Annotated in this window: 20 protein-coding genes; 8 read left to right on the forward strand and 12 right to left on the reverse strand. The window is 68.5% G+C overall.

Going from position 1 to position 20364, the window contains the following annotated elements; genetic code table 11:
- Positions 1–22 precede the first annotated feature (22 nt).
- Together ACZ4IF_RS43055 and ACZ4IF_RS43060 are read right to left on the reverse strand one after the other, a co-directional pair.
- Positions 23–1096 carry a hypothetical protein gene (locus ACZ4IF_RS43055; protein ID WP_467574365.1) on the reverse strand — a complete coding sequence of 358 codons (1074 nt, stop codon included), beginning with the start codon at positions 1094–1096 and terminating at the stop codon, positions 23–25.
- Positions 1097–1704: 608 nt separating this feature from the next.
- The gene (locus tag ACZ4IF_RS43060; protein ID WP_467574275.1) at positions 1705–3195 is read right to left on the reverse strand and encodes a M4 family metallopeptidase; all 1491 of its coding nucleotides are present in this window, start codon (positions 3193–3195) and stop codon (positions 1705–1707) included.
- 214 nt (positions 3196–3409) lie between these two features.
- On the opposite strand from ACZ4IF_RS43060, the gene ACZ4IF_RS43065 reads away from it, so the two are divergent.
- Positions 3410–3883: a hypothetical protein gene (locus tag ACZ4IF_RS43065; RefSeq protein ID WP_467574278.1), complete on the forward strand. Its 474-nt coding sequence runs from the start codon at positions 3410–3412 to the stop codon at positions 3881–3883.
- 138 nt (positions 3884–4021) lie between these two features.
- Positions 4022–4474 carry an NUDIX domain-containing protein gene (locus tag ACZ4IF_RS43070; protein WP_467574281.1) on the forward strand — a complete coding sequence of 151 codons (453 nt, stop codon included), beginning with the start codon at positions 4022–4024 and terminating at the stop codon, positions 4472–4474.
- A gap of 216 nt (positions 4475–4690) precedes the next feature.
- On the opposite strand, the gene ACZ4IF_RS43075 is transcribed toward ACZ4IF_RS43070, so the two are convergent.
- A complete protein-coding gene (locus tag ACZ4IF_RS43075; RefSeq protein WP_467574284.1) occupies positions 4691–5077 on the reverse strand; it encodes a hypothetical protein in 387 nt (128 codons plus the stop codon).
- Positions 5078–5557: 480 nt separating this feature from the next.
- Here ACZ4IF_RS43075 and ACZ4IF_RS43080 point away from each other — a divergent pair, with 480 nt between their 5' ends.
- Together ACZ4IF_RS43080 and ACZ4IF_RS43085 are read left to right on the forward strand one after the other, a co-directional pair.
- On the forward strand, positions 5558–6304 hold the full coding sequence (locus tag ACZ4IF_RS43080) for an SMI1/KNR4 family protein (RefSeq protein WP_467574287.1): 747 nt from the start codon (positions 5558–5560) through the stop codon (positions 6302–6304).
- A gap of 297 nt (positions 6305–6601) precedes the next feature.
- On the forward strand, positions 6602–8053 hold the full coding sequence (locus ACZ4IF_RS43085; RefSeq protein WP_467574290.1) for an amidase: 1452 nt from the start codon (positions 6602–6604) through the stop codon (positions 8051–8053).
- A gap of 357 nt (positions 8054–8410) precedes the next feature.
- Here the strand turns inward: ACZ4IF_RS43085 and ACZ4IF_RS43090 are convergent, their stop codons facing one another.
- The 3 genes from ACZ4IF_RS43090 to ACZ4IF_RS43100 form a co-directional block, all read right to left on the reverse strand.
- On the reverse strand, positions 8411–9685 hold the full coding sequence (locus tag ACZ4IF_RS43090) for an MFS transporter (protein ID WP_467574368.1): 1275 nt from the start codon (positions 9683–9685) through the stop codon (positions 8411–8413).
- Between the two features lie 17 nt (positions 9686–9702).
- Complete coding sequence (locus ACZ4IF_RS43095; protein WP_467574293.1) at positions 9703–10242, reverse strand: ArsR/SmtB family transcription factor; 540 nt, start codon at positions 10240–10242, stop codon at positions 9703–9705.
- A 446-nt stretch (positions 10243–10688) separates the two neighbouring features.
- Positions 10689–11936, reverse strand: a complete 1248-nt coding sequence (locus ACZ4IF_RS43100; protein WP_467574296.1) for an MFS transporter — start codon at positions 11934–11936, stop codon at positions 10689–10691.
- 55 nt (positions 11937–11991) lie between these two features.
- On the opposite strand from ACZ4IF_RS43100, the gene ACZ4IF_RS43105 reads away from it, so the two are divergent.
- Complete coding sequence (locus tag ACZ4IF_RS43105; protein WP_467574299.1) at positions 11992–12150, forward strand: hypothetical protein; 159 nt, start codon at positions 11992–11994, stop codon at positions 12148–12150.
- A gap of 404 nt (positions 12151–12554) precedes the next feature.
- Here the strand turns inward: ACZ4IF_RS43105 and ACZ4IF_RS43110 are convergent, their stop codons facing one another.
- Complete coding sequence (locus ACZ4IF_RS43110) at positions 12555–12926, reverse strand: winged helix-turn-helix transcriptional regulator (RefSeq protein WP_467574302.1); 372 nt, start codon at positions 12924–12926, stop codon at positions 12555–12557.
- 56 nt (positions 12927–12982) lie between these two features.
- Here ACZ4IF_RS43110 and ACZ4IF_RS43115 point away from each other — a divergent pair, with 56 nt between their 5' ends.
- The 3 genes from ACZ4IF_RS43115 (at position 12983) to ACZ4IF_RS43125 (ending at position 15484) form a co-directional block, all read left to right on the forward strand.
- The gene (locus ACZ4IF_RS43115) at positions 12983–13663 is read left to right on the forward strand and encodes an SDR family oxidoreductase (RefSeq protein ID WP_467574305.1); all 681 of its coding nucleotides are present in this window, start codon (positions 12983–12985) and stop codon (positions 13661–13663) included.
- A gap of 717 nt (positions 13664–14380) precedes the next feature.
- Positions 14381–14638 carry a hypothetical protein gene (locus tag ACZ4IF_RS43120; protein ID WP_467574308.1) on the forward strand — a complete coding sequence of 86 codons (258 nt, stop codon included), beginning with the start codon at positions 14381–14383 and terminating at the stop codon, positions 14636–14638.
- 372 nt (positions 14639–15010) lie between these two features.
- The gene (locus ACZ4IF_RS43125; protein WP_467574312.1) at positions 15011–15484 is read left to right on the forward strand and encodes a hypothetical protein; all 474 of its coding nucleotides are present in this window, start codon (positions 15011–15013) and stop codon (positions 15482–15484) included.
- Between the two features lie 149 nt (positions 15485–15633).
- On the opposite strand, the gene ACZ4IF_RS43130 is transcribed toward ACZ4IF_RS43125, so the two are convergent.
- The 5 genes from ACZ4IF_RS43130 to ACZ4IF_RS43150 all read right to left on the reverse strand — a co-directional run bounded on the left by ACZ4IF_RS43130 (position 15634) and on the right by ACZ4IF_RS43150 (position 20289).
- Entirely contained in the window at positions 15634–16200 is a 567-nt protein-coding gene (locus tag ACZ4IF_RS43130) for an SMI1/KNR4 family protein (protein WP_467574315.1), read from the reverse strand.
- A gap of 528 nt (positions 16201–16728) precedes the next feature.
- On the reverse strand, positions 16729–17184 hold the full coding sequence (locus tag ACZ4IF_RS43135) for a VOC family protein (protein WP_467574317.1): 456 nt from the start codon (positions 17182–17184) through the stop codon (positions 16729–16731).
- Between the two features lie 454 nt (positions 17185–17638).
- Positions 17639–18361 carry a hypothetical protein gene (locus tag ACZ4IF_RS43140; protein ID WP_467574320.1) on the reverse strand — a complete coding sequence of 241 codons (723 nt, stop codon included), beginning with the start codon at positions 18359–18361 and terminating at the stop codon, positions 17639–17641.
- Positions 18358–19959 carry a serine/threonine-protein kinase gene (locus tag ACZ4IF_RS43145; RefSeq protein ID WP_467574323.1) on the reverse strand — a complete coding sequence of 534 codons (1602 nt, stop codon included), beginning with the start codon at positions 19957–19959 and terminating at the stop codon, positions 18358–18360. Before ACZ4IF_RS43145 ends, ACZ4IF_RS43140 begins: the two co-directional genes overlap by 4 nt.
- Positions 19960–19992: 33 nt before the next feature.
- Positions 19993–20289 carry a hypothetical protein gene (locus ACZ4IF_RS43150; protein ID WP_467574326.1) on the reverse strand — a complete coding sequence of 99 codons (297 nt, stop codon included), beginning with the start codon at positions 20287–20289 and terminating at the stop codon, positions 19993–19995.
- Positions 20290–20364 lie beyond the last annotated feature (75 nt).

A 20364-nucleotide genomic window follows, 5' to 3' on the forward strand; every position in this document is an offset into this window, starting at 1 on the left:
GGTGTGTGACAGGCCGGGCAGCTCATTGGATCAGGTCGGTGTGCGGATGCTCGGGGGAGGCCGGGCAGATGTAGATCTGCATGTTGTCGGTGCTGCCGACTGCGACCTTGGTCGGCCGCGAGGGGCTTTGGCCACAGCAATGACCGGCAGCGTTGGCGGCGGCCTGATCTTCGCAAGGCGCCCAGCTGTGTCCCTCACCGCCGTCCCATTCGAATGAGGCGATGGTCAGCAGCGGGACCATCTGCACCTCACAGACCGTGCAGTATCGGGGGTTGGGATCGGTGCGGCCCCACGGCGGCCAGCCGCCGGCCTTCCATCCGGGCGAGTCCGCCAGATGGATGTCGTAGAAGTCCCGCGGCCAGTCCGCGTAGGAGCTGTCCACGTCGGCGCCGGCTGCCTGCCATCTGTTCCAGTCCTCCAGCATCAGCCGCAGCTGCGGGCTCAGATCGAGGCTGTCGGGGTACTCGGTGATCGCTTCCGGTGCCAGCACGCACGGCTCCGGCAGATAGCCGTCATCGTTCACCTCGTACGGTTCGGGCGGTGTGGCGAGGATGTCGACGACCTCGGCGGCGGACCGCCAGAACAGTGCGGTCGACGGCTTGTGATGCGGATCGTGGTCGTAGGGGCACCACAGAACCTGGAGCAGATCGGCCTGTCCCGGCGGCCGCAACAGGGGTATGTCGCGCAGATACAGCTGGGCCACGGGCAGCATGGGGACCGGGCAGTCCGCGGGCGGCGGGCCAGCGGCGAATCGCTCCGCGAGCCTCGTGGCGTTCCGCTCCTTGATCGCTGCCTCCTCGGGCGTTGTCCCAGGACCATCGTGATCACCGTGCCAGCGTGCCTGCATGCGTCTCATGAGCCGCAAGTCGTCCGGCGACCGGCGGAACCCGCTGTCCACGTGCAGGTGCGAGGCTTCGCAGTGTGGCCATGGCTCTTCCGTCGGCCACAGCAACGGCCCCCCGACCGAGCTCTCCCCGACCGAAGGCGAGCCGGGACGAGGGTGCAACCGAATCGCAGGACGTGCCAACGGCGCCAGCTCGGGAAAGACCGCGGTCACGTCGACGGGCCGCGGCGGAGTAGTACGTACGAAAACCATGCCGGTTATCCTGTCACCAGCCACTGACAACCCCTGGCCGCCTCAACCAGCTTCGGCGACAAAGGTGTTCAGCTGGTCAAGTCCAACGCATGCAGCCCGGCCACAGCGACAGCAAGCCCGCCCATGTGACAACCACCGTGTTTCGGCCCAGCCATCACTCGATCAGTGGCTACTCTGAAAAAGCTCATTGCACAGATAGCGAGATCAGGACGGCTTCCGTCGGATTCTTTGACGGCTGTCGGCCCACCAAATCTCGAAATCGGCAACGGCCCCTTCCACCGGCCGGTCATCGCTCTGTTCTGGAAGCAACAGCACGTCGACGAAGCCCCGGCGCTCAGACCGATGTCCACGAAGATCCCAATCGCACCGGGGCGAGGAATCTTCACGACGGTGCCCTCCAAAACCTGACCGAAGCGAAGCCCTCTCCGAACCCGAGACCACTCTTCATCTGCTACCACGAGCGCATCCTCGCACCTCCGTCCGCACCGTGCTGCTGGAAGTCGCGCTGAGACGACAGGACTGCTGTCTCGGGCTCACTCATCCAATATTTTCCCCCGCCACACCCCCGTGAGTTCCCACCCGTTCTGGCACGAGAGCGGCATGCCTGGCTAGCTGTCACCGTCGGAGTCGACAGGCACACCGACTGCTTCCCAGGCGGCAAGCACAGCCTGGTGCTCTTCGCTGTGTTCGCCATAGCGGGTGGTGGCGGCGTCGACGGTAAGACGGGCCCAGTCGGTGAAGAGCACACCTTCCCGCATACCGTCACCGGTGAGCGCTTCCCACCAGATTCGGCCCGCTCGGTCCCAGGCGTGGCCGCCGAGGCTGGTGGCCAGGAGATAGAGCGCGTGCGCCGGGATCCCCGAGTTGATGTGAACGCCCCCCTGGTCGCGCTCCGTGTGAACGTAGTGGTCCATGTGAGCAGGCTGCGGATCCTTGCCCAAGGCCTCGTCGTCGTAGGCAGTCCCGGGTGCCTTGAAGGAACGAAGTGCGCTGCCGTTGACCTCGGCGGTGAGAAGGTCGGCTCCGAGCAGCCAGTCCGCCTCTGCCGCCGTCTGCCCCAGTGCGTACTGCTTGGCGAGCAGGCCGAAGCCGTCGCACACCGCGTTAGCCAATGCTCCGGTCTCCCCCTCGTAGATGAAATGAGACATTTCCTCTACCCCATGCCAGGCGACACTCGCGACCACCTCAAGACCAGAGCTGAACGGTCGGAAGTACCTGTATCCGTCACCGAGGGCGGCGAGCGTGCCATGCCATGCGCCGTAGGACAACTCACGCCCGTAGTGCACCACCGCCACGAGTGGGCCATCGGTAGAGAGCATCCGAGCTCGTCCGAAAACCTCGCTCACCAGCCGAGTGACCGCCACGAGGCCGTTGTACGCCTGTTCGGTGACTTCGTCGTCACTGGGCGCGCCACCGGTCCAGCGGACCGCGGGCAGGGTGTCCAGGGATTCTTCGCCGCGAGCGTCGAAGACAACGTGGTTGACGACGCTTGCGCCCTCTTCGGTGAGCCATTCGACCTCGCCGTCCCGAAGCCTGACATCGGGACCTCCGTACATGCGCACGGGTGTCATCCCGCCACTGAAGCGTTCCAAGAGCGCCAACGAGACCACACTGGACCCAAGCTGAGGTGGCGGCGTGGGGCGGAGGGACACCCTGCCGTTCAAGCGCTGTGTCCACTCCTCGACCTGGGGTCTGGGCACCTGCGCGATGCTCCCGACCTCCTCGATCGCGGTGACCAGTCGCTTGAGTTCCACCCGCAGCCACTCTTCCCGTTCGACAGAGGAGAGGGTGTCGTGGGCAATGAACGGGGCGACTTCCAGCGCTTCGTACCCCCGATGCACCTTCTCGAAGGACTCACCTCGGCGCCGCCGCGCCAGCACCGCACCGTGCCTGTCCCACGCAGCCCGCGACAACGTCGGCGCCACCCAGTGGCCGGTCTGGCGGAAGTACGCCACCGCTGCGCTGTCGCGGGTCAGCTCTGCGTAGACGAGGCGTGCCGCCGTCCGTAAATGGGTCCGCCCCCGCCACCATGTCGCGCCCACGGTGGCCAGGCCACCCCCCGCCGTACCGATGACCGCCGCCATGAGCGCACTGTCCATGCCCGCATGGTCATGGCTGCCTATGACCCCGGGCAATCGCCTCTCGAGCGTATTTCTGGCGCTTGCTCAGAGCCTGCCCTACGCGAAGCCCGGAATCGAAACCCTCGGCCGAACTTGACGTGGGTCCGTCCCGTCTTCGCCCTCCTCCGCGAGCGCGTCCTGCCGACAAGCCGCGAGCTTTCCCGGCCCGCCGAAAACAACGATCATGGGTGGCATGAGCAGCCGGTCCGAGCAGGACACCACCGACGACAACAGCGCTCCCTGGCCGAAGTGGACCGAGGAGATACCCCTTCGAACCGTCGACGCCGCAGGCATCGTGCGCCACGTGACGATGTGCCTCAGTGGTGCTTCCACCGCTCTCATCGCGCTTCTCGACGCCAACTCATCCGTGGAGTTCAGTGGGGTGGACTATCTCGACTGCCTCACCCAGGCCCGGCGACACCTTGAGCGAGAGGGCCGTCTGCTCTGCTGCCAGGGAGCCCGCCCCGACGTCCACCCTTCCGGACAGCTAAGGCAGTTCACCAACGGCCGGCATGCCTACGATCTCCACTCGGAGCCGGGGAGTGAAGGCTTCGAGACAGTCGATATCTTCGCCCCGGCATCTCCCGCAGACGTCGTGAATCTCGACGCCCATCGAGCGGCAGTCATGAGCTTCTTCAACGCCCGGTACCCGAAAGGTCAGAACTGACCCCCGGGAAGCGCCGGCGTGGACCTCTTGGCTTTCGCGTGGTGCCAGAACTGCCCGAAGCCTGAGTGTTCGGCACAGCAGCATGAGGATCTGACGAGCCGCGTTGCCGGCGAGGTCCAACCGGCTATCGTCGCGAGCATGAAGATCCGACGCAACGTCCGCGCGGTTCTGCTCGACGGGGATCATCTGGTGTTTCTGCGTCGAGGATGGCCAGATGGACCCTCCTACTACACAACCGTCGGCGGAGGCGTCGAAGCCGACGACGCCGATCTCGAAGCTGCTCTACGTCGCGAAGTCATGGAGGAGATCGGTGCCACCATCGGCCCGGTCACCGAGTTCCTGACCGTGACCGAACCAGGCGAGCGGGTCAGTGTCGTGCAGCACTACTTTCGCGCTGACGTGCTGGACATGGACCTGAACCGCCGCACCGGCCCGGAGATGGAGGACCCGGATACAGGGGACTTCTCGCCGATACGAGTCGAACTCGACACAACTGCGGTGGCAGCACTGGACCTTCACCCCAGCGAACTCGCCCAATATTTACGCGAGCACATCGCGTCGTGGCGCGTGACAGGGAAGCCGGGGACCTGATCGAGCAAGGTCTCTGCTGGTAGAGGGGGGTGCTGTGCCGGCGCCGCCTGTGAGCCGTCACCCGGCAGTGCCGGGGGAGCGCGGTCCCGATCGTCGCCGCATCTCAGCCACAGCCCCGGCTTCGCGCAGTGCCGTCACCGCGAGCTCGGCAGTCTCCTCAGGAACGCCGGCGAGAATCACGACGGGTGCCTGATCCACCATGCTGCGCAGGCTCCATCACTCCTCCCCGGGCGGAATGAGGCGATCGGCGCTCTCGGCGTCGTCCACGTGCCCGTACCCGTCGACGGTGATCGGGGTGGCTCGTCCCGTGGAGGTGACGAGCCATGCCAGCACCTGCTCGGTCAGCGGCCCGTTCGCGGGTCCCTCGTCCTTCCAGTACGCGCGCCTGCCTCCTCCGGGGATGGCGGCCACCACTTGGTCGGCTCGCTCCAGGTGCGAGAAGTCCGGGTAGTCCGTCACCAGCAGCCGAGTACCGCGCTGCGGATCGACCACAAGGGCTACGCCTGTCGCCGCGTCCCAAGCGTCCACGTCCACAGTTCGCCCCATCGTCGTCTCCGTGCCGGTGAAGATCGCGAGCCAACCCGTCCCGTTGAAGTAGTGCATATGGTCATCGTGCATGACAACGGCCGGTCACGGCAGGCCAACTGCGGTGCCCTGATGCGACCTCGGCCTGGGAAGCTGAGGTGATCCGGAGGTGGAGTATCCGCTGACGTGCGGCGGGGTGGAGTCGGCCCCTGGTGGGAAGGTCAACTGGTTACCTGGTGTTCCCAGCAGTTCCCCGCAGGTTCTGGCACGCGTCTGCGACATTGGCGTGGGTGCCAACTGCCCCCACAAGGCCGTTGTCAGTGGCGGGTGTTAGCTTCCGGACCAGGGATGAGCCGGTTCAGTGTTCTCGCTGAGGAACACGGCGGCCAAGGGGGGTGGCCGGATAGGGGTCCCCGGATCCGCTGGATCCCGGGATGCCGAATGGCTCCGTACCCACCCCCCTCTCCACCTGCTGATCCGCGCCAGGACAGTGCCGCCTTCCGCTGCCCGGTCGGCGCACACCGAAGCGTGTCAGTGCTCGGCATTAGGCTCCCGTGCATGACCTCCCCTTCGCACAGTGGTCCCGCGCCGCTCCGGCCGGAGTCTGTCGACGAGCCGAGTGTCAAGGAAGAGGACGACGATGCGCTGATCCAGAAGCTGCGTGCTCGGGCGTGCGATCCGGGTCGGCGATTCGACACCGCTGACGTTCCAGTTCTGTGGATATCCGAGCGTTACGGCAGCGCGCGACTGGAGCAGCTCCAGGACGTCATCAGGTCGTACTGCAGCGATGGGACGGTACAGCTCAAGTCCGACGCCCAGGAGGTGGCCGTCTACTACGCTGACGCTCCCCGCGGCCCGCTGTTTCCGCCGCTTTCCATGGGGGATGTCGATAAGGCAGAACACAGAATCGGACGCCGCCTTCCCGAGCTTCTACGGCGCGTGTACACCGAGGTCGCCAACGGAGGCTTCGGCCCCGACAGCGGTCTGGCCTCGCTCACCGACGGCAACCGAGCTCCGGGGCACCTGAGCCACTGGCCAGACGCGGTCAGCATCCATGAGCGCAACCGCACACGTGGAGTGCCGGCGTCCTGGCTGCACCTCGCTTACGGCGGCTGCACAATGGAGTGGCACCTCTCACTCACCGCGGTCGGCAACCCCGTGCTGCTCTACGACGCGGACGGTTGGGTTCCCGACTGGGGCCATGACGCACACGACGGCCTGACACACGTATCGTCCTCGCTGCGTAAGTGGCTATGGACCTGGGCGGATGGCGGAGACGTCTGGGATGAGGCACTCGACCGGTGAAGCCCGCCTGCGAGGGCGTGAAGTCGAGCGCCGTGCCGCGACGGTGCCCTCGACGCCGACGGCGGTGATCTGAGGAGCTGCCCGGCACGTTGCCCTCCTCGCCCTGAACGACCCGGTCGACGAAACCTATCGGCGTCCGGTCAACCGGCAGCTCACCGCGAAACCGCCGCGCGTCGCCATCGCCGGCGGTCAGGCGAATCGTCTGTGGCCGAAAAGGATCACGAGTATTGAGGCACCAAATCCATTGTGCGAACCGGTATTTTATGACCTCTTCCAGTGGCCGATACGGTCGGATTCATGGAGTGGAATTTTCAGACGGCCGAAAAACTCTCGACTGCCTTGCGTGCCGGAGAAGTGACCTCTGCGGAACTGACTGACGAGGCGATCGCGCGTATTGAGCGGGACGACAAGGCGATCAACGCGATCTGTGTGCCGGACTTCGACCGTGCGCGGGCCGCCGCACACCGTGCCGACCAGGCGCGCGCCCGCGGTGAGGACGGGCCCCTGCTGGGTGTTCCGGTGACGGTCAAGGAGTCCTACAACATTGCCGGGCTGCCCACGACTTGGGGCATGCCGCAGTACCGGAACTATGTGCCGCCCGAGGACGCGGTACAGGTGTCGCGGCTCAAGGCTGCCGGCGCGGTGGTGCTCGGCAAGACCAATGTGCCGTTGGGGCTGCAAGACATACAGAGCTTCAACGAGATCTACGGCACCACCAACAACCCGTGGGATCACGGTCGCGCGGCGGGCGGTTCGTCCGGCGGCTCGGCGGCGGCCCTGGCCTGCGGGTTCGGCGCGTTGTCCATCGGTTCCGACATCGGCGGCTCGCTCCGCACCCCCGCGCATTTCTGCGGCGTCTACGCACACAAGCCCACACTCGGGCTGGCGGCCAACCGCGGCATGGTCCCGCCGCCCGCGCCGGCATTGCCGTCCGACCTCGACCTCGCCGTCGTCGGTCCGATGGCGCGCACCGCCCGCGACCTCACGCTCCTGCTCGACGTCATGGCCGGACCGGACCCCCTGACGCTGGGCGTCGCGTACGACTTGACGCTGCCGCCCGCGCGCCACGAGCGGCTCCGCGACTTCCGGGTCCTGGTCATCGACGACCATCCGCTCATTGCGACCGGGTCCGCCGTGCGGGCGGGCGTGAACCGGGTGGCCGACGCCCTTGTCGACGGCGGCGCCCGCGTCGAACACCACAGTCCGCTGCTGCCTGACCTGACCGAGGCGGCGACGCTCTACACCCAATTGCTGATCTCGAGCTCCATTGCACGTTTTCCCGTCGAATCGCACGAGCAGCTGCAGACCCGCGTCGCCGGGCTGAGCGCAGACGACCGGAGCCTGGACGCTGCGCGGCTGCGCGCCATGGTGTTCAGCCACCGCGACTGGATCGAGGCGAACAACTGTCGTGAACTCCACCGCCACGGCTGGCGGCAGCTGTTCGCCGAGTTCGATGCCGTGGTGTGCCCGATCACGCCTACGCCAGCGTTCCCGCACGACCACAACCCCAATCTGCTGGAACGGCGCATCGACATCGACGGCGTCGAGTACCCGTACCTCGACCAGCTCGTCTGGGCCGGTCTGGCCACCATGCCCGGCCTGCCCGCCACTGCCATACCCGCGGGTCGGTCCGCCGAGGGTCTGCCGGTGGGCGTGCAGCTCATCGGTCCGATGTTCGAGGACCGCACCCCGCTGCGGCTGGCCGAACTGCTCGAGCTGGAGATCGGCGGCTTCCAGGCACCGAAGTAGGGCGTAGTGACTCGATGTCCGTCGAGGAAGAGGGGCGGATGACGACGAGATCGTCCGAATGCGCACAGTCGCTGCGCGGCACGCGGATGTCACCTTCTCCCGCAACACTCGTCGCCGCAGGTCAGCGACGTGCACTGTCATCGGTGGCCTGGCGAACCACGGGGGAGTGCAGTGGAGTTGGGGCGGCTGACCTGTGAAGTAGGCGGGAGGCGCGGGTTGTCACAGAACCGCCATGTGAAGCTGGGCGCCGCCGAGGACGACGAGGACTGGCGGCCGGCCCATGCGACCGCCCCGGCCACTCCGTGCGCCCACCGGGGGCCTGGCACCCGACGTGTTGTGACGCCTTCGCGGCAGGCGTCACAACACGTCGGGTGCACTCTCCTGGGCGGGGGCCTTGGATGCCGGGTGATCCGGATCGTCGGCCGGGGCAGCGGCACGGAGGGCCGCTTCGACCCGGCGGTTGCTGGTCATGGATGCCGTGACGATCGTCATCGTCAGGAGGAGGCCGGCGGCGGCGTAGAGCGGGGTGCGGATGTCGTAGGCGGTGGCCAGCCAGCCGCCGACGAAGGCCCCGATGGGGGCGGCGCACATGGCCAGCATGCGGGAGGTGGAGGCGACCCGGCCCATGAGGTGGGCCGGGACGATCGCCTGCCGGAGGGAGGGTCCGAGCACCATCGTGGCGCCCATGCCGGCCCCGCAGACGGCGAGCGCCAGCCCGGCCACGTACGGGTTCGGGGCAGCGGCAAGCCCCAGGATGGCAAGCCCTTCGACCGCGGCCGTGCAGGTCAGGGCGGTGCCGGTGCCGAGTCGTCGACCGAGGGAGGAGGCGATGCCTGCACCGAGCAGACCGCCGGTGGCCTCCGCCGTGAGAAGCAGGCCGAAGCCGTAGGTGTCGATGCCGAGGCGGTCGTGCGCGAAGAGGGCGAGGACGGTCTCCACGGCGAGGAAGGCGATGTTCCCGACCGCGGGGCGGAGCGCGAGCCCGAGCAGCAGACGGTCCCGGAAGACGTAGGAGGCTCCGGCGCGCGCCTGCCGAAGCAGCGACTCGCGGACCTCCGGTACGGGCCGAGGCAGGGCGGGAAGCGATCGTACGAGCAGCGCGGAGAGCAGGAACGACACGGCGTCGGCGAGCAACGGAACCGCCCGCCCGAGCGCGAGCAGCGCACTGCCCGCAGGCGGCCCCGCGAAGCCGGACATGGCGGTCTGGGCTCCGCGCAGGCGGGAGTTGGCTCGCTCCAGCAGCGCGGGGTGGCGGCCGAGCAGATCCGGCAGGTAGGCCGTGGCGGCCGTGTCGAAGAAGAGTCCGCCGAGGCCGAGGAGGAAGGCGACGGCGGCGAGCAGCGCAATGCTCAGCACGTCGAGCGCGGCTGCTGCCGCCGGTATCGCGAGCAGCACAGCACGTGCCGCGTCCGTGACCCACATCGTGCGGCGACGGTCCCAGCGGTCCACCAGCGCACCGCCGAGGACCCCGAAGAGCAGCCACGGCAGCGTCCCGGCGGCCGTGACGACGGCGAGCGCCATCGGATCCCGTGTCAACGTCAGCGCGATCAGCGGCAGCGCGGCGTGCGACACTCCGTCACCGAGCGAGGACACGGTCTGCGCAGTCCAGAGCCGTCCGAATCCGGTCGGCAATTTCCTCATACCTGCGGTCACTTGGCGTTCTCCTCGGCCTGGTCGCGCGGTGCCGGGTGGAACAGTGCGAAGACGAGTGACGCGTCCGGCAGCGACGGATCGGACAGCTCCCGGTACTCGTCCGCCAGTGCCTGCAGCCGCGCCCCCAGCTGCGCGAACTGCTCTTCGGTGAGCCGCAGATGCGCCATCCGTACGTGCCGCTCGCCGTCCTTCGGCGATGCCTCCAGGTCCGCCACCGCATGGCGCATCAGCACATCCGGGCCTCCCTCGCCCGGATCCGGCAGCACGATCGACCGTGCGGCCATCGCGTAGTACCGCTCGGTGACGCCCCGCACCTTGCGCGTCCGTACCACCTTCACCAGTCCGGCCCGTTCCAGCAGCCGCACGTGGTAGCTGGAACTCCCCTTGGCGAGGCCGACCCGTTCGGCGATCTGCGTGATCGTCGCCGGCTCGAAGCGGAGGACGGCCATGATCCGGTGGCGCGTGAGACTGGAGACGGCGCGCAGCTGCTCGTCCGTGGTGACGTGAAACGTCTCGGGAAGATCATCGGTAGGCATGCAAGCAATGGTCAACGATTCTTGACCATTGCGCAAGGGGATTTCCCCATCGGGCGACGCGGACGCGCTCGTCGCCGAGTCGCTCATGCGCACCGAGATCAAGATCGGGTACGCCCGGGTGTCGACCGGCGGGCAAGACCTGCAGTGGAAACACGACTTGCTCACCGCCCCCGGGTGCCGGCCGGAAGCTTCGCGGACAAGCAGTTCGGCAAGGGCACGCTCCGTCCGTCCGAGCAGAAGGCGTGTCACACCTTCCTCGACGCGGGCGACATGGTCGTCGTCCCCTCCCTCGACCGCTACCGCCGCAGCCTCCAAGACCTCATCAACATGGTCCGAGGGCGCGAGCGTGGATCGGCTTCACCTCGCTGCGCGAGAACATGGACACCACCACCCCCGGCGGCCGACCCGTCTTCCACGTCCTCGCCGCGCTCGCGGAGTGCATTCGCCTAGGAGAACGTCGCTGCCGTCCGGACATCTCCGATGCGGCTCTGTGCGGCCGGCACCGTCCTGCCGATCACGGTGGCGAGCGTTGCTCCGAGGGCGCTGACGCCGGCCAGGGTCAGCCAGATTGCCGTTGCCCCCGTGGACAGCAACCCGGAGAGTGCGATCGGAGTGACCGCTCCGGCGAGAGTCACGGCGAGTTGGTTGAGGGCCAGGTACCGGCCGCGGAGAGCGTCCGGGGCGCTCTCCGCGGCGACCGTCGACGCGATGGGGCCGCCGAGGATTTCACCGAGGGTGTAGCTGCTCGCACCGAGCAGTACGACGGCGACCGCGAGGGTGGGCCCGGCGACGCGGTCGGCGGCGAGGAACAGGAGGTAGCCGACAGCGAAGCAGGCGTGTCCTGCGACGAGGACGCGACTGCGGACTCGCCCGCTGAGTCGACCGACGACGACGCTCTGGCCGAAGCCGACCATCACGGTGTTGAGCGTGAAGACCGCCCCGGCCGTCCAGCCCGGCAGCCCCAGCACGTCCACGGCGTAGACCGGTATCGCGATGTTGAGGGCGAACAACGAGATCGCGAAGCACAGTTGATGCCCGACGAGCGACAGGTATCGCCGGTCCTGGAGTACGCGCCGCCAGCCTCCGGCAGCGTCGTGACCCCCTTCCGGGCGGGTGTTGGGTACGGCCCGCATCAGGGCGAAGGCGGCGACATAGGACATGGCGTCGATGGCCACGATCGCGGCGTAGACGCCGTGAGTACCGATACTGACGGCGACGGCGGAGAGGAGCCCGCCGAGTGCGTACCCGAGGTTGCGCACGGACCCGAGGAGGCCGAACCAGCGCTCGCGTTGACCGGGCGCGGCCAGCGCCGTGACGGTCACGCCGTAGCAGCCGAAGAACACTGCCCTCCCGGCGCTGTTCAACCACGCGCAGACGGCGATCTGCCAGGGTTGACCCACGACGAGATACCCGGCGAACCCGAGCGCCTGGGCCAGGTTCGCCGCTTGCAGCACAGGCTTGGACCCGTACCGGTCGACCAGTCCTCCGACCAGAGGACCTGCCGGGAGCGCCAGCAGCCCGGCTGTCGTCAGCGCCGCGCCCACCTGCACCAGCGACAGCGAGGTCGTGGCCAGGAAATACAGCATCGTAACGGGGATGAAGACGCCGGTACCGATCGAGTCGATGACGAGCGCCGCGACGAAGCGGCCGTGTCGAGCCATCGAGGGACGGACCATGGAATCGGAATGAGCCACGACCCAGACGGTATATATTCTATACCGGTATCTACAACGCTACCGGGATCCGAGCGTGGGTAAGGCCTGCAACGTCACGGCCGCGACCTGCCTCGACCAATGCCGGCCGGTCAACCACCTGATGCGCTCACCCGGCACCCAGCTGGACCAGGTCGACGAAGACACCTGGACCCGGTTCCAGATGCCCGTCAGGCGGCTCAATGGGTATCGCTGAGGCGCTTCTTGAGGCCGCGGATCCACGGTCGATCGCCGCCGGTGATGCGGTCGAAGCCGCGAGGAGCCTGCCGAACTGAGCGCCGAGTCGTCGTTGATCCACGGCAGCAGGTCGAAGGGCGAAGCCGGTGCCGGCGGCTTCTGCTGCGGCGAGACGGGGACGCTGTCACCGCGGTGCTTGGAACACGGCCGCAGCCGAGCGCTGGTTCTTGCGCGCCTACCGGCTGTTGTCGGGATACGGCTGCGTGCCGAGCGCGCACGTGAGTGGCTCCTCGTGGCCGTCGTCGCGCCGCAGGCCAGGAGCGCTGCCGGACGCTCCCGCTGTGCGACTGGACCGCTTGAGAGGCCCGGCATGACGGCTGTCGTCGGAGCCCTGCGCTGTTGCCGACGTTCGGGGAGGCATCGTCAGCCCGCGGCCTTCTCGACGCCGGCTCGTTCGCGCGCTGCGAGGATGTCGGGGACGTGCGTCTCGGCCCACTGCCGTACGGCACGCAGGGGGACCAGCAGGGAGCGGCCGAGGTCGGTCAGGGCGTATTCGACGTGCGGCGGGTTGCCGCCCAGGTCGGTGCGGGTGATCAGGCCGTCCGTCTCCATGGCGCGCAGTGTCTCCGTGAGGGCCTTGGGGGTGATCCCGCGGATGTGCGCTTTGAGTTCGGTGAACCGCAGCGGTCGGTCCTCCAGCGCGTTGATGGCGAACACCGTCCAACGCGCCCCGATGCGGTGCAGCACGGTTCGACTCGGGCACGTCGCCGCCATGACGTTGTACGCCTTGCCCATGGGGGTCCCCTCGGTAGCGTTGAAGATACCGGTAGCAAATGTATACCGTCGCGGTCATGAGTGAGAACTTCACAGGCAACCGGATATTGGTCGTCGGCGGGGCCCGCGGTATCGGCGCTGAGATCGTCCGGCGCACCGAGCAGGCCGGCGCCGACGTCGTCGTCGCCGCACGGTCTGGCTCCCAGGTCCGGATCGACGTCACCGACGAGACCACCATCGCGCGGGCCGCGGAGTCGCTCGGCGCCTTCGACCACGTGATCTCCACCGCGTCGGCTCACCATGACGTGCCGGTGCCGGATCTGGAACACGACAAGATCCAGGCCGCGTTCTCCGCCAAGGTCGTCGGCCCGTTGCTGCTGGCCAAGCACTTCGCCCCACGGATGCCCGCCGACGGATCGTTCCTCTTCCTCTCCGGCATTGTGGGCTGGAAGCCCAAGCCCGGCACCGTCGTCAAAGGCACTGCGAATGCTGCTCTGGCCGCGCTGGTCACCCACCTGGCCGTCGAGCTCGCGCCGCTGCGTGTCAATGCCATCGCGCCCGGTATCACCGACTCCGGCACCTGGGACAGGCTTCCGGACGAGCGTCGCCGTGCCTTGTACGACAGTGCTGCCGCGGCCTCCCTCGCAGGCAGGGTCGGGACGCTCGAGGACGTCGCCGACACCGCCCTGTGGCTCCTGGGAGCGGGATGGGTGAGGGGCGAGACGGTCCATGTCGACGGCGGCGCCCGGCACCGCTGATCGCGGCGCCAGTCCCACCGCCTCCCCGCTGGTGCTGCAACACCTGGCCAGGCCCAAGGGGTTGAAGCCGTGCAGCCCGCGACGGACTAGTTCTTGAACGGCCTGTTGTCGGTGGGCGACGGCCCATGACGTGCTTTCCGGCATGGCTTCCCTTCCCCTCGGGGATCGCTCCGGCTTGGTGTGCATGACTGCTTTCGTTGGCCGGCCGAGCGCTCTTGCCGCAGGGTCCTGGTCCAGACCGGCTGAGAAATGGTGCACACGACCTTGTGGTGCCCGCCCGCCCGCCGCCGTCCGAACCCCTGGGCACCGTCGTCCAGATGTTGAGGTCTCGCCACAGAACTACGCCGGGTGCGTGGCGCCTGCCGAGTGGTGCGTAGGGTGTTCGTCGTGATGAAACGGGGAGTCAAGCTGACGGCGGTTTCGGGCATAGTGGTGCTGGCCCTGACGGGTTTCTCGACGGGTCGGGGACACGGGCACTCTCGGGGGCACAGCAGTGGCGGGGGCGGATGCAGCAGTTCTTCGCAGAACCACGACAGTTCGTCGAACTCGTCGACGTCCGGGGGCGGGAGCTCCGGGTCCACGTACGGCGATGACGACGACGTGTACGGCAGTTCGTCCGGGTCGTCGTCTGGCGGCAGCGGCTACACGCGGCGGCCTCACCGCTCCACGTCGTCGCCGTCCGCGACGGGCGGCACGAAGTCCGAGGAGGACGGAACCGTGCGTCTGATCAAGTGCGCCGACGCGACAACGCCGTACGCCACCGTCCAGGTCAGCAACCCCAACAGCAAGTCCATGCGGTTCGACGTCCACGTCGCCTTCCTCGACGCGAATGGCGGCACGGTCGTGGCTCTCTTCCACGAGGTCCAGGTGCCTGCGAGGGGCAAGGTGACCGCAAAAGTACCGGTCGGCGGCGCCGACTTGGCTGCCAAGGTGGTCCGCTGCGACGTCGACCCCGATGCCCTCGTGCAGGTCTGACTCCTGCAACGCGGACCAGGGACTTCGACTCGCGCGGCTCCTCTCCTGATCGTGATGGACCCTGCTGCGGCACGGGCGTCGGCGTGCCGTGAGAGCGCAAGGCTGCCATCCGGTAGACCCGGCGCAACACGGGAATCGGCTCCGTCCGCCTGGACCGCGGGATGGCTGGACACCGTAACGGCCTGGGCCTTCCCGCTCGTCGACCTTCTGGCCGAGTGCGCCACCCTGCCCCATACGTCCGTCGAAAAGGACTTACCCGAGCACTATGCGCCCGCCGTCCTCGAGTCGGGCCCTTTTTGGATCACCCGAGTAAGTTCTGGAGGCTGGGTCAATGCCGTCGCCGAGGAGCGGAAGGCGGCGTAGGTTCACCAGGTGACCTACGACATCGTGCTCGTGCGGGTGCCGCCGGGTCTGACGCTTCAGGAGACGCTCGACCGCCGCAACGCCGGCTTCGATCCCGATGCCGACCTGCCGCTGCTCCGGCTTACCGACGCGCAACGGAACGAGTGGGACCGGATCGTGGGCCGAGCCTCGCGGGACATTGGTCCTGTCGAGTCCGAGGAGTACCTGTACAGCCTCACCCTTGAGACGGTCGGTCCGCCGGGACGCGTGCAGCTCGACTACTGCGGGGACACAGCCCACATCGAGGTCGCTTACCGCCACTCGGGTGAGGCGGCGTTGGAAGTGATGCAACTGGCCTATCGCATCGCTTGCATTGTCGAGGACGAAAGCGGCCTGACCGGCCATGACCTCGAGGTGGGCCAGCCCACCCGAACCGGTGACCCTGTCAAAGCCGCCGTCCGGCTCAGCAGTGTCTCCGATTGGGCACAACATCACTTGAGCTAGCGGATCACAGGGGCCAGAGGAAGAAGGCAGGCCCGAGGTGGAGTGCGATGGATACCTGGCGCCGCCGCACGGTCAGCCGACCGCGCGGTCGTACCAAGGTGCTATCGAGCAGCAGCCGCGAACCGGTCGGCGGGAGCTGCTGGTCGGCGTCAGCGCGGTGACGTTCCAAGTGTCTCGTCGGCCGTCGCGAAGCGGTGCTCGGTTGGCTTCAACACGTCATGGAGGTAACCGAAGTACTCCGTCTCCGCCGTTCCTGTCAGCACCGCCAGCAGGAAGGCCAGGCAGCCCATGCCGTGGTGCTCCCACAGTGGGCCGCGCCCCTCGTTGTAGAGCACTGTCCACTCGTCAGGCTGCTGACCGGGCCGCGCCAGCCAGTACAGGAACGCCCCTGTGCCCTCTTCGAAGGCCCACGGCAGGACCCGTGCTCCCGCCTCGAGCAGGCCGGCGGGCTTCTCCTCGCCCGCCTCCCACAGGTCGGCCAATATCTCGTCCCGCTCCGTCGTCTGCGCCTGCAGGTCGCAGTCGCCGTAGGCGGAGTCGGGAACGAGCAGCCAGATCGTGTCGTCGAAGATGCCGTCGCCGAATGCTGCGACGAGCTGCTTGTAGTCGGCGGGCAGAGCCGTACCCAGGGCGTGCTCGGCCCGCGCCCAGTCCACCGAGGGCGGCGGTTCGGCAGGCGGCGGGCAAAGGCGGACCAGGGCATCGAGAGCATGCATGGAACGGACGCTACTGGAACCCCCGCAGTGCCCGTTTGGGGGTGGCAGGCCGGCGCCATCAACTTCTACCTCCAGCCGGTTCCAGAGGGAATCCGGGAGAGCCGCGTCACGGTCCAGTCGAGCACCAACCTGCAGTTCAACGCGCTGGCATTGCGGGAGAATGCCCGCGTACTCCGCATCGGATCGGGCGGGCGACGCGTCCGCCCCGATCGAGTACGCGCCGATCGGGCGTACTCCTCCCGCAAGAACCGCGCCCACCTGCGCCGCCGCGGAATCCGCTGCACCATCTCCCATACAAGGCTGACCAGGCCCGCAACCACAGGAAGCTCGGCTCCCGTGGCGGCCGACCGCCGCGTTCGACGCGAAGGATTACCGCGAGAGCCAAGCCGTCGAGTGCGGGATCAACCGACTTGAAAGGCACCCGGCAGTGGCCACGAGGTACGACGAGCTCTCCGTCCGCTACGCGGCGACGCGGTGCTGGTCGCAGCCGCGAACGAGTCGCTGTGACCAGGACCGTCGCGACGGCCCTCAGACGACGTCGAATTCGTTGCCCTCGGGGTCCTGCATGGCGGCGGCATAGAACCCCATGTCAGGCTCATCCTTGATCCGCAGCACGGTGGCACCGGCTTTGACCAACCGTTCCACCGTGGCCTTGACCCTCTGCATGCGGACGTCCAGCGGGACGTCACGACCCCCACCGACCTTCAGGTCGAAGTGCCAGCGGTTCTTGGCGACCTTCGGCTCCGGAACCTGCTGGAACCACACCCTCGGTCCGCGTCCCGCGGGATCGATGATCGACTCCGGCAAATCCCCGGCACCGGCCGGCAACTCTTCCTCGGGCACCCCCATGGCCGCCCAGTAGGCACGCCACGTGGCGTGGCCGCCCGGCGGAGGTTCAGGCACGTAGCCCAGGGCCTCGGCCCAGAAGGTCACCATTCTCCGCGGATCGGAGCAGTCGATCGTCAGCTGCACTGTCATCTCCATGCTCAGAGCATCCCAGGCAGGTCTGACAGAAGATCCACTTTCGCAACAGGCCCCAGGGCTGATCTGGCCCGACGGCGATGCGATGCACTCCCAGAAGGGTACGGCCTCGCGAAAGCGCACGCCGGCCGGCAGGCATGCGTCTGGCGCGCTGTTCCGCGGCCGCATTGACGGGCGCCGTCAAACCTCGACATGGTCGACGTTTCGTATCGCCGGGCCCAAGGTTGAAGGTCTGGCTTCACCCCTATCAGGGCGATCACGGCCTCACGCCGGCACCGGTCCCGGATGTCATGCCCTGCCTAGGAGGCCGGGCTCGGAGGTCTGCGGCCGCCCCGGGCGTGTACGGCGGCCTGGCCGACGGCGAGGTCCAGGCCTGCTTCGGCACGTTCTCACCAGGGCATCGGCGCGGAACGCGCCTGCTGTGGTGGACACTTCGGACGAACAGGCCATCGCGAAGTCATCGGCAGTCGTAGGTCAGCCTCGTGACGGCCGTGCGCACCGACGGCGTGAGGACGCGGAGTTCCGCTCGCCCGGCGTGGTGGCCCTTGCCCTCGAAGGTCCACAGGAGGCTGAGGGTGGCGTGACGTCGCCCGCGGGGCAGGTGTTCGCGCAGGACGTCCGAGGATGTGCCGTCGCTGCGGAACCAGCGGTAGCTGAACGTGCCCGGGCGGCCGTTCGTCGTGACCTGGGCAAGGATCTGCGCGGTCTCGCCGCAGCCCAGCTCTGCCGGTCGGGCGGTGACCGACACGCTGCGTACCTCCACCGAGGGGCCGAGCCGGTGCCACGCCAGGAAGGCGAGGACGCAGAGAAGGACCAGTGCCGGGAGCACGTAGCGGCGTGGGCTGCTGCGTGGGACGGGCGGGGACGGTGGGAGCGTGACGGGCAGCGTGCTGTGGTTGCGGTGGGCTGTTGCGGCCGTGACACCGGGGCCGAAGCGCAGGACGGTGCCCTCCATGCGGTCCGGCACCGTCGCGGGGGACACCTGCGACCGCGGGCGGGTGAACCCCCCGACCGGCACCGTCACGGAGGGCTTCCCCTGCTCCGGCACCGTCGCCGTGGCCCCCTCCTCTTCCGGGCGCGTGAACCAGTGACTGGCCAACACCGTCGCGCTGTACTCGGCCTCGGTGGGGTCGAGTCTGCGGGTGGGTTCCTCGGGAACCTGGTCTTCGGGGGTGGTCATTTCGGCTCCGCCCGACACCCACGTAGCTGCGACTGGGCGGTCGCCTCGCCGTCGGCGGACGCCGGGTCAGTGGTCGCCCTTACGGTCCACCAGGAGCAGTAATCCTTCTGGAAGGCGTGCTCGACGGTGACGGTGTAGCTGCTCGCGCCGCTGCGCTCGAATGTGTCTGCCGGGCCGTCGGGCGTCAGTTGGCCGCCGGGCTCCTCGCTGGTGAACCATTCGACGGTGAGGGTGAGCGGCCCGGGGCCGTCCGTAGTGATCGTCAACGTCGCCGTGGCGGTCGTGGGGCCGGTCGTCCGGAGGTCCGCGGTGATGTCCTTGACGGCCGGCGGCGGATCGACGTCAGGGGTGGTCGGGGTCGTGGTCACCGGGTCCGGCTCATCGACCGGTGGAGACTGGGTCGACGGCGTGGCCGGATCGGTGGGTGACTCGGGGGCGGTCGGGGTAGTCGGCGCGGTCGTGGTGGCCGACGGCGTGGGTGGCTGGCTCGACTCCGCGGCGGGGTCGGTCCCGGGCCCCGCGCTGGTCGTCGCCAGCACCCGCGCCGCCTCAGGCGGGGCAGCGGTCGGGTCCGGCTGGACACCGTACGCCAGAAGTGCGCCCAGCAGCACCAGGGCCGCCGACAGCACCAGCCCCGCCCGGCCCGGCAGCCACGGCCGCAGCCGGCCTCCCACGGAGGGCTGACGCAGCACCGTCCGGGCGAAGTCCGTCGTGGAGGTGGGGGACGTACGCCCCGACGGCAAGAGCAGGGGCAGCAGCGCAACCAGGGCGGCGAGCGCCCTGCGGCCGCGCTCCTCCCAGTCCGGCCCGTACGCCGCCCCCGCCACCACCTCCAGCTCCCGCACGAACTCCGCGGCGTGTGTGGGCCGTTCCGCCGGGTTCTTCGCCAGGCCCCGCGCCACCAGACCCCGTACGTCCTCCGGTACCTGCTCCACCGGAATCGGCGCGTCCAGGTGCCGTAGCGCCAACTCGGCGAAGTTCTCGCCCTGGTACGGCTTACGGCGGGTCAGACACTCGAAGAAGGCGGCCGTGGCCGCGTACACATCAGCGGCGGGCGAAGCCGGCGCGCCGGTCCATTGTTCCGGTGCCATATAGGCCGGGGTCCCGGCGATGCCCGCGCTGACGCCGGAGTCCACCGCGATGCCGAAGTCGACGAGGCGGGAGGACCCGTCCGTGCCGACCAGGACGTTCTCCGGCTTGTAGTCGCGGTGGACGACACCGACCCGGTGCGCGTCGGCCAGCCCCAGCAGCGATCCCTTGAGGACGGTGAGCGCCGCCTCCGGCACCAGCGGGCCCTGCCTGATCAGCAGGGTGCGCAGTGAGATGCCGTCGACCAGCTCCATCACGATCGCGGCCCCGTCGGGGCTCTCGACGTACTCGTACAGGCCGACGACGTGCGGACTCCCCAGCCCGCCCAGCAGCCGCGCCTCCGAGCGGAAGCCCTGCACGAAGCCCGGCCGGGTGCGCAATGAGTCGCTGAGGTACTTCACCGCGACCGGAACCCCGGTCTCCACATGAACGGCGAGCACGACCCGTCCGCTCGCCCCCGAACCGAGTTCCAGCGAATCGGTGTATCCCGGCACCGCCCAAGCGCTCATGTCCGTCCCCCAAGGCCGCCGTGCCCCGGTACCTCATCCGCCCCGGAGCATCGAGCACAGGATCAGAGACACATTTTCGGCCATCACGGTTGCGGTGGGACGCCCCTGGCTCCAAGTGACGACCGGCCGGGTCACCACACCGCCGGGGGGTCCGAGAAGGGCGTCGGCCTGGAACCGGGCCCCCTGGACCATGTCGGCGGGGCGGGGCGGGGCGGGGCGGGGCGGGGCTTCGTGGACGGCGGGCGACGGCAAAGTGCCGTTGCTGCCGACGTCGTGGCGGTTGCCGCCGGTGAGCGTGCCGGCGAGTGCGGCGCCGTGCCGGTAGATCATCAGGTGAGGCTTCCTGTCCGGCCGGCCTCGGTCGACGGGTGATGGTCCGGTGTGAGCCCCATTGAGCGCTGTGAC

It is taken from the genome of Streptomyces sp. NPDC025784, from assembly GCF_055558435.1.

What these genes read in the sequence shown, in the direction of transcription:
- ACZ4IF_RS43150 (WP_467574326.1), bottom strand. Translation starts at nt 20,289, where the DNA reads ATGATCTACCGGCACGGCGCCGCACTCGCCGGCACGCTCACCGGCGGC.
- ACZ4IF_RS43145 (WP_467574323.1), bottom strand. Translation starts at nt 19,959, where the DNA reads ATGAGCGCTTGGGCGGTGCCGGGATACACCGATTCGCTGGAACTCGGT.
- ACZ4IF_RS43075 (WP_467574284.1), bottom strand. Translation starts at nt 5,077, where the DNA reads ATGCACTACTTCAACGGGACGGGTTGGCTCGCGATCTTCACCGGCACG.
- ACZ4IF_RS43140 (WP_467574320.1), bottom strand. Translation starts at nt 18,361, where the DNA reads ATGACCACCCCCGAAGACCAGGTTCCCGAGGAACCCACCCGCAGACTC.
- ACZ4IF_RS43080 (WP_467574287.1), top strand. Translation starts at nt 5,558, where the DNA reads ATGACCTCCCCTTCGCACAGTGGTCCCGCGCCGCTCCGGCCGGAGTCT.
- ACZ4IF_RS43085 (WP_467574290.1), top strand. Translation starts at nt 6,602, where the DNA reads ATGGAGTGGAATTTTCAGACGGCCGAAAAACTCTCGACTGCCTTGCGT.
- ACZ4IF_RS43135 (WP_467574317.1), bottom strand. Translation starts at nt 17,184, where the DNA reads ATGGAGATGACAGTGCAGCTGACGATCGACTGCTCCGATCCGCGGAGA.
- ACZ4IF_RS43055 (WP_467574365.1), bottom strand. Translation starts at nt 1,096, where the DNA reads ATGGTTTTCGTACGTACTACTCCGCCGCGGCCCGTCGACGTGACCGCG.
- ACZ4IF_RS43115 (WP_467574305.1), top strand. Translation starts at nt 12,983, where the DNA reads ATGAGTGAGAACTTCACAGGCAACCGGATATTGGTCGTCGGCGGGGCC.
- ACZ4IF_RS43130 (WP_467574315.1), bottom strand. Translation starts at nt 16,200, where the DNA reads ATGCATGCTCTCGATGCCCTGGTCCGCCTTTGCCCGCCGCCTGCCGAA.
- ACZ4IF_RS43070 (WP_467574281.1), top strand. Translation starts at nt 4,022, where the DNA reads ATGAAGATCCGACGCAACGTCCGCGCGGTTCTGCTCGACGGGGATCAT.
- ACZ4IF_RS43065 (WP_467574278.1), top strand. Translation starts at nt 3,410, where the DNA reads ATGAGCAGCCGGTCCGAGCAGGACACCACCGACGACAACAGCGCTCCC.
- ACZ4IF_RS43110 (WP_467574302.1), bottom strand. Translation starts at nt 12,926, where the DNA reads ATGGGCAAGGCGTACAACGTCATGGCGGCGACGTGCCCGAGTCGAACC.
- ACZ4IF_RS43060 (WP_467574275.1), bottom strand. Translation starts at nt 3,195, where the DNA reads ATGGACAGTGCGCTCATGGCGGCGGTCATCGGTACGGCGGGGGGTGGC.
- ACZ4IF_RS43095 (WP_467574293.1), bottom strand. Translation starts at nt 10,242, where the DNA reads ATGCCTACCGATGATCTTCCCGAGACGTTTCACGTCACCACGGACGAG.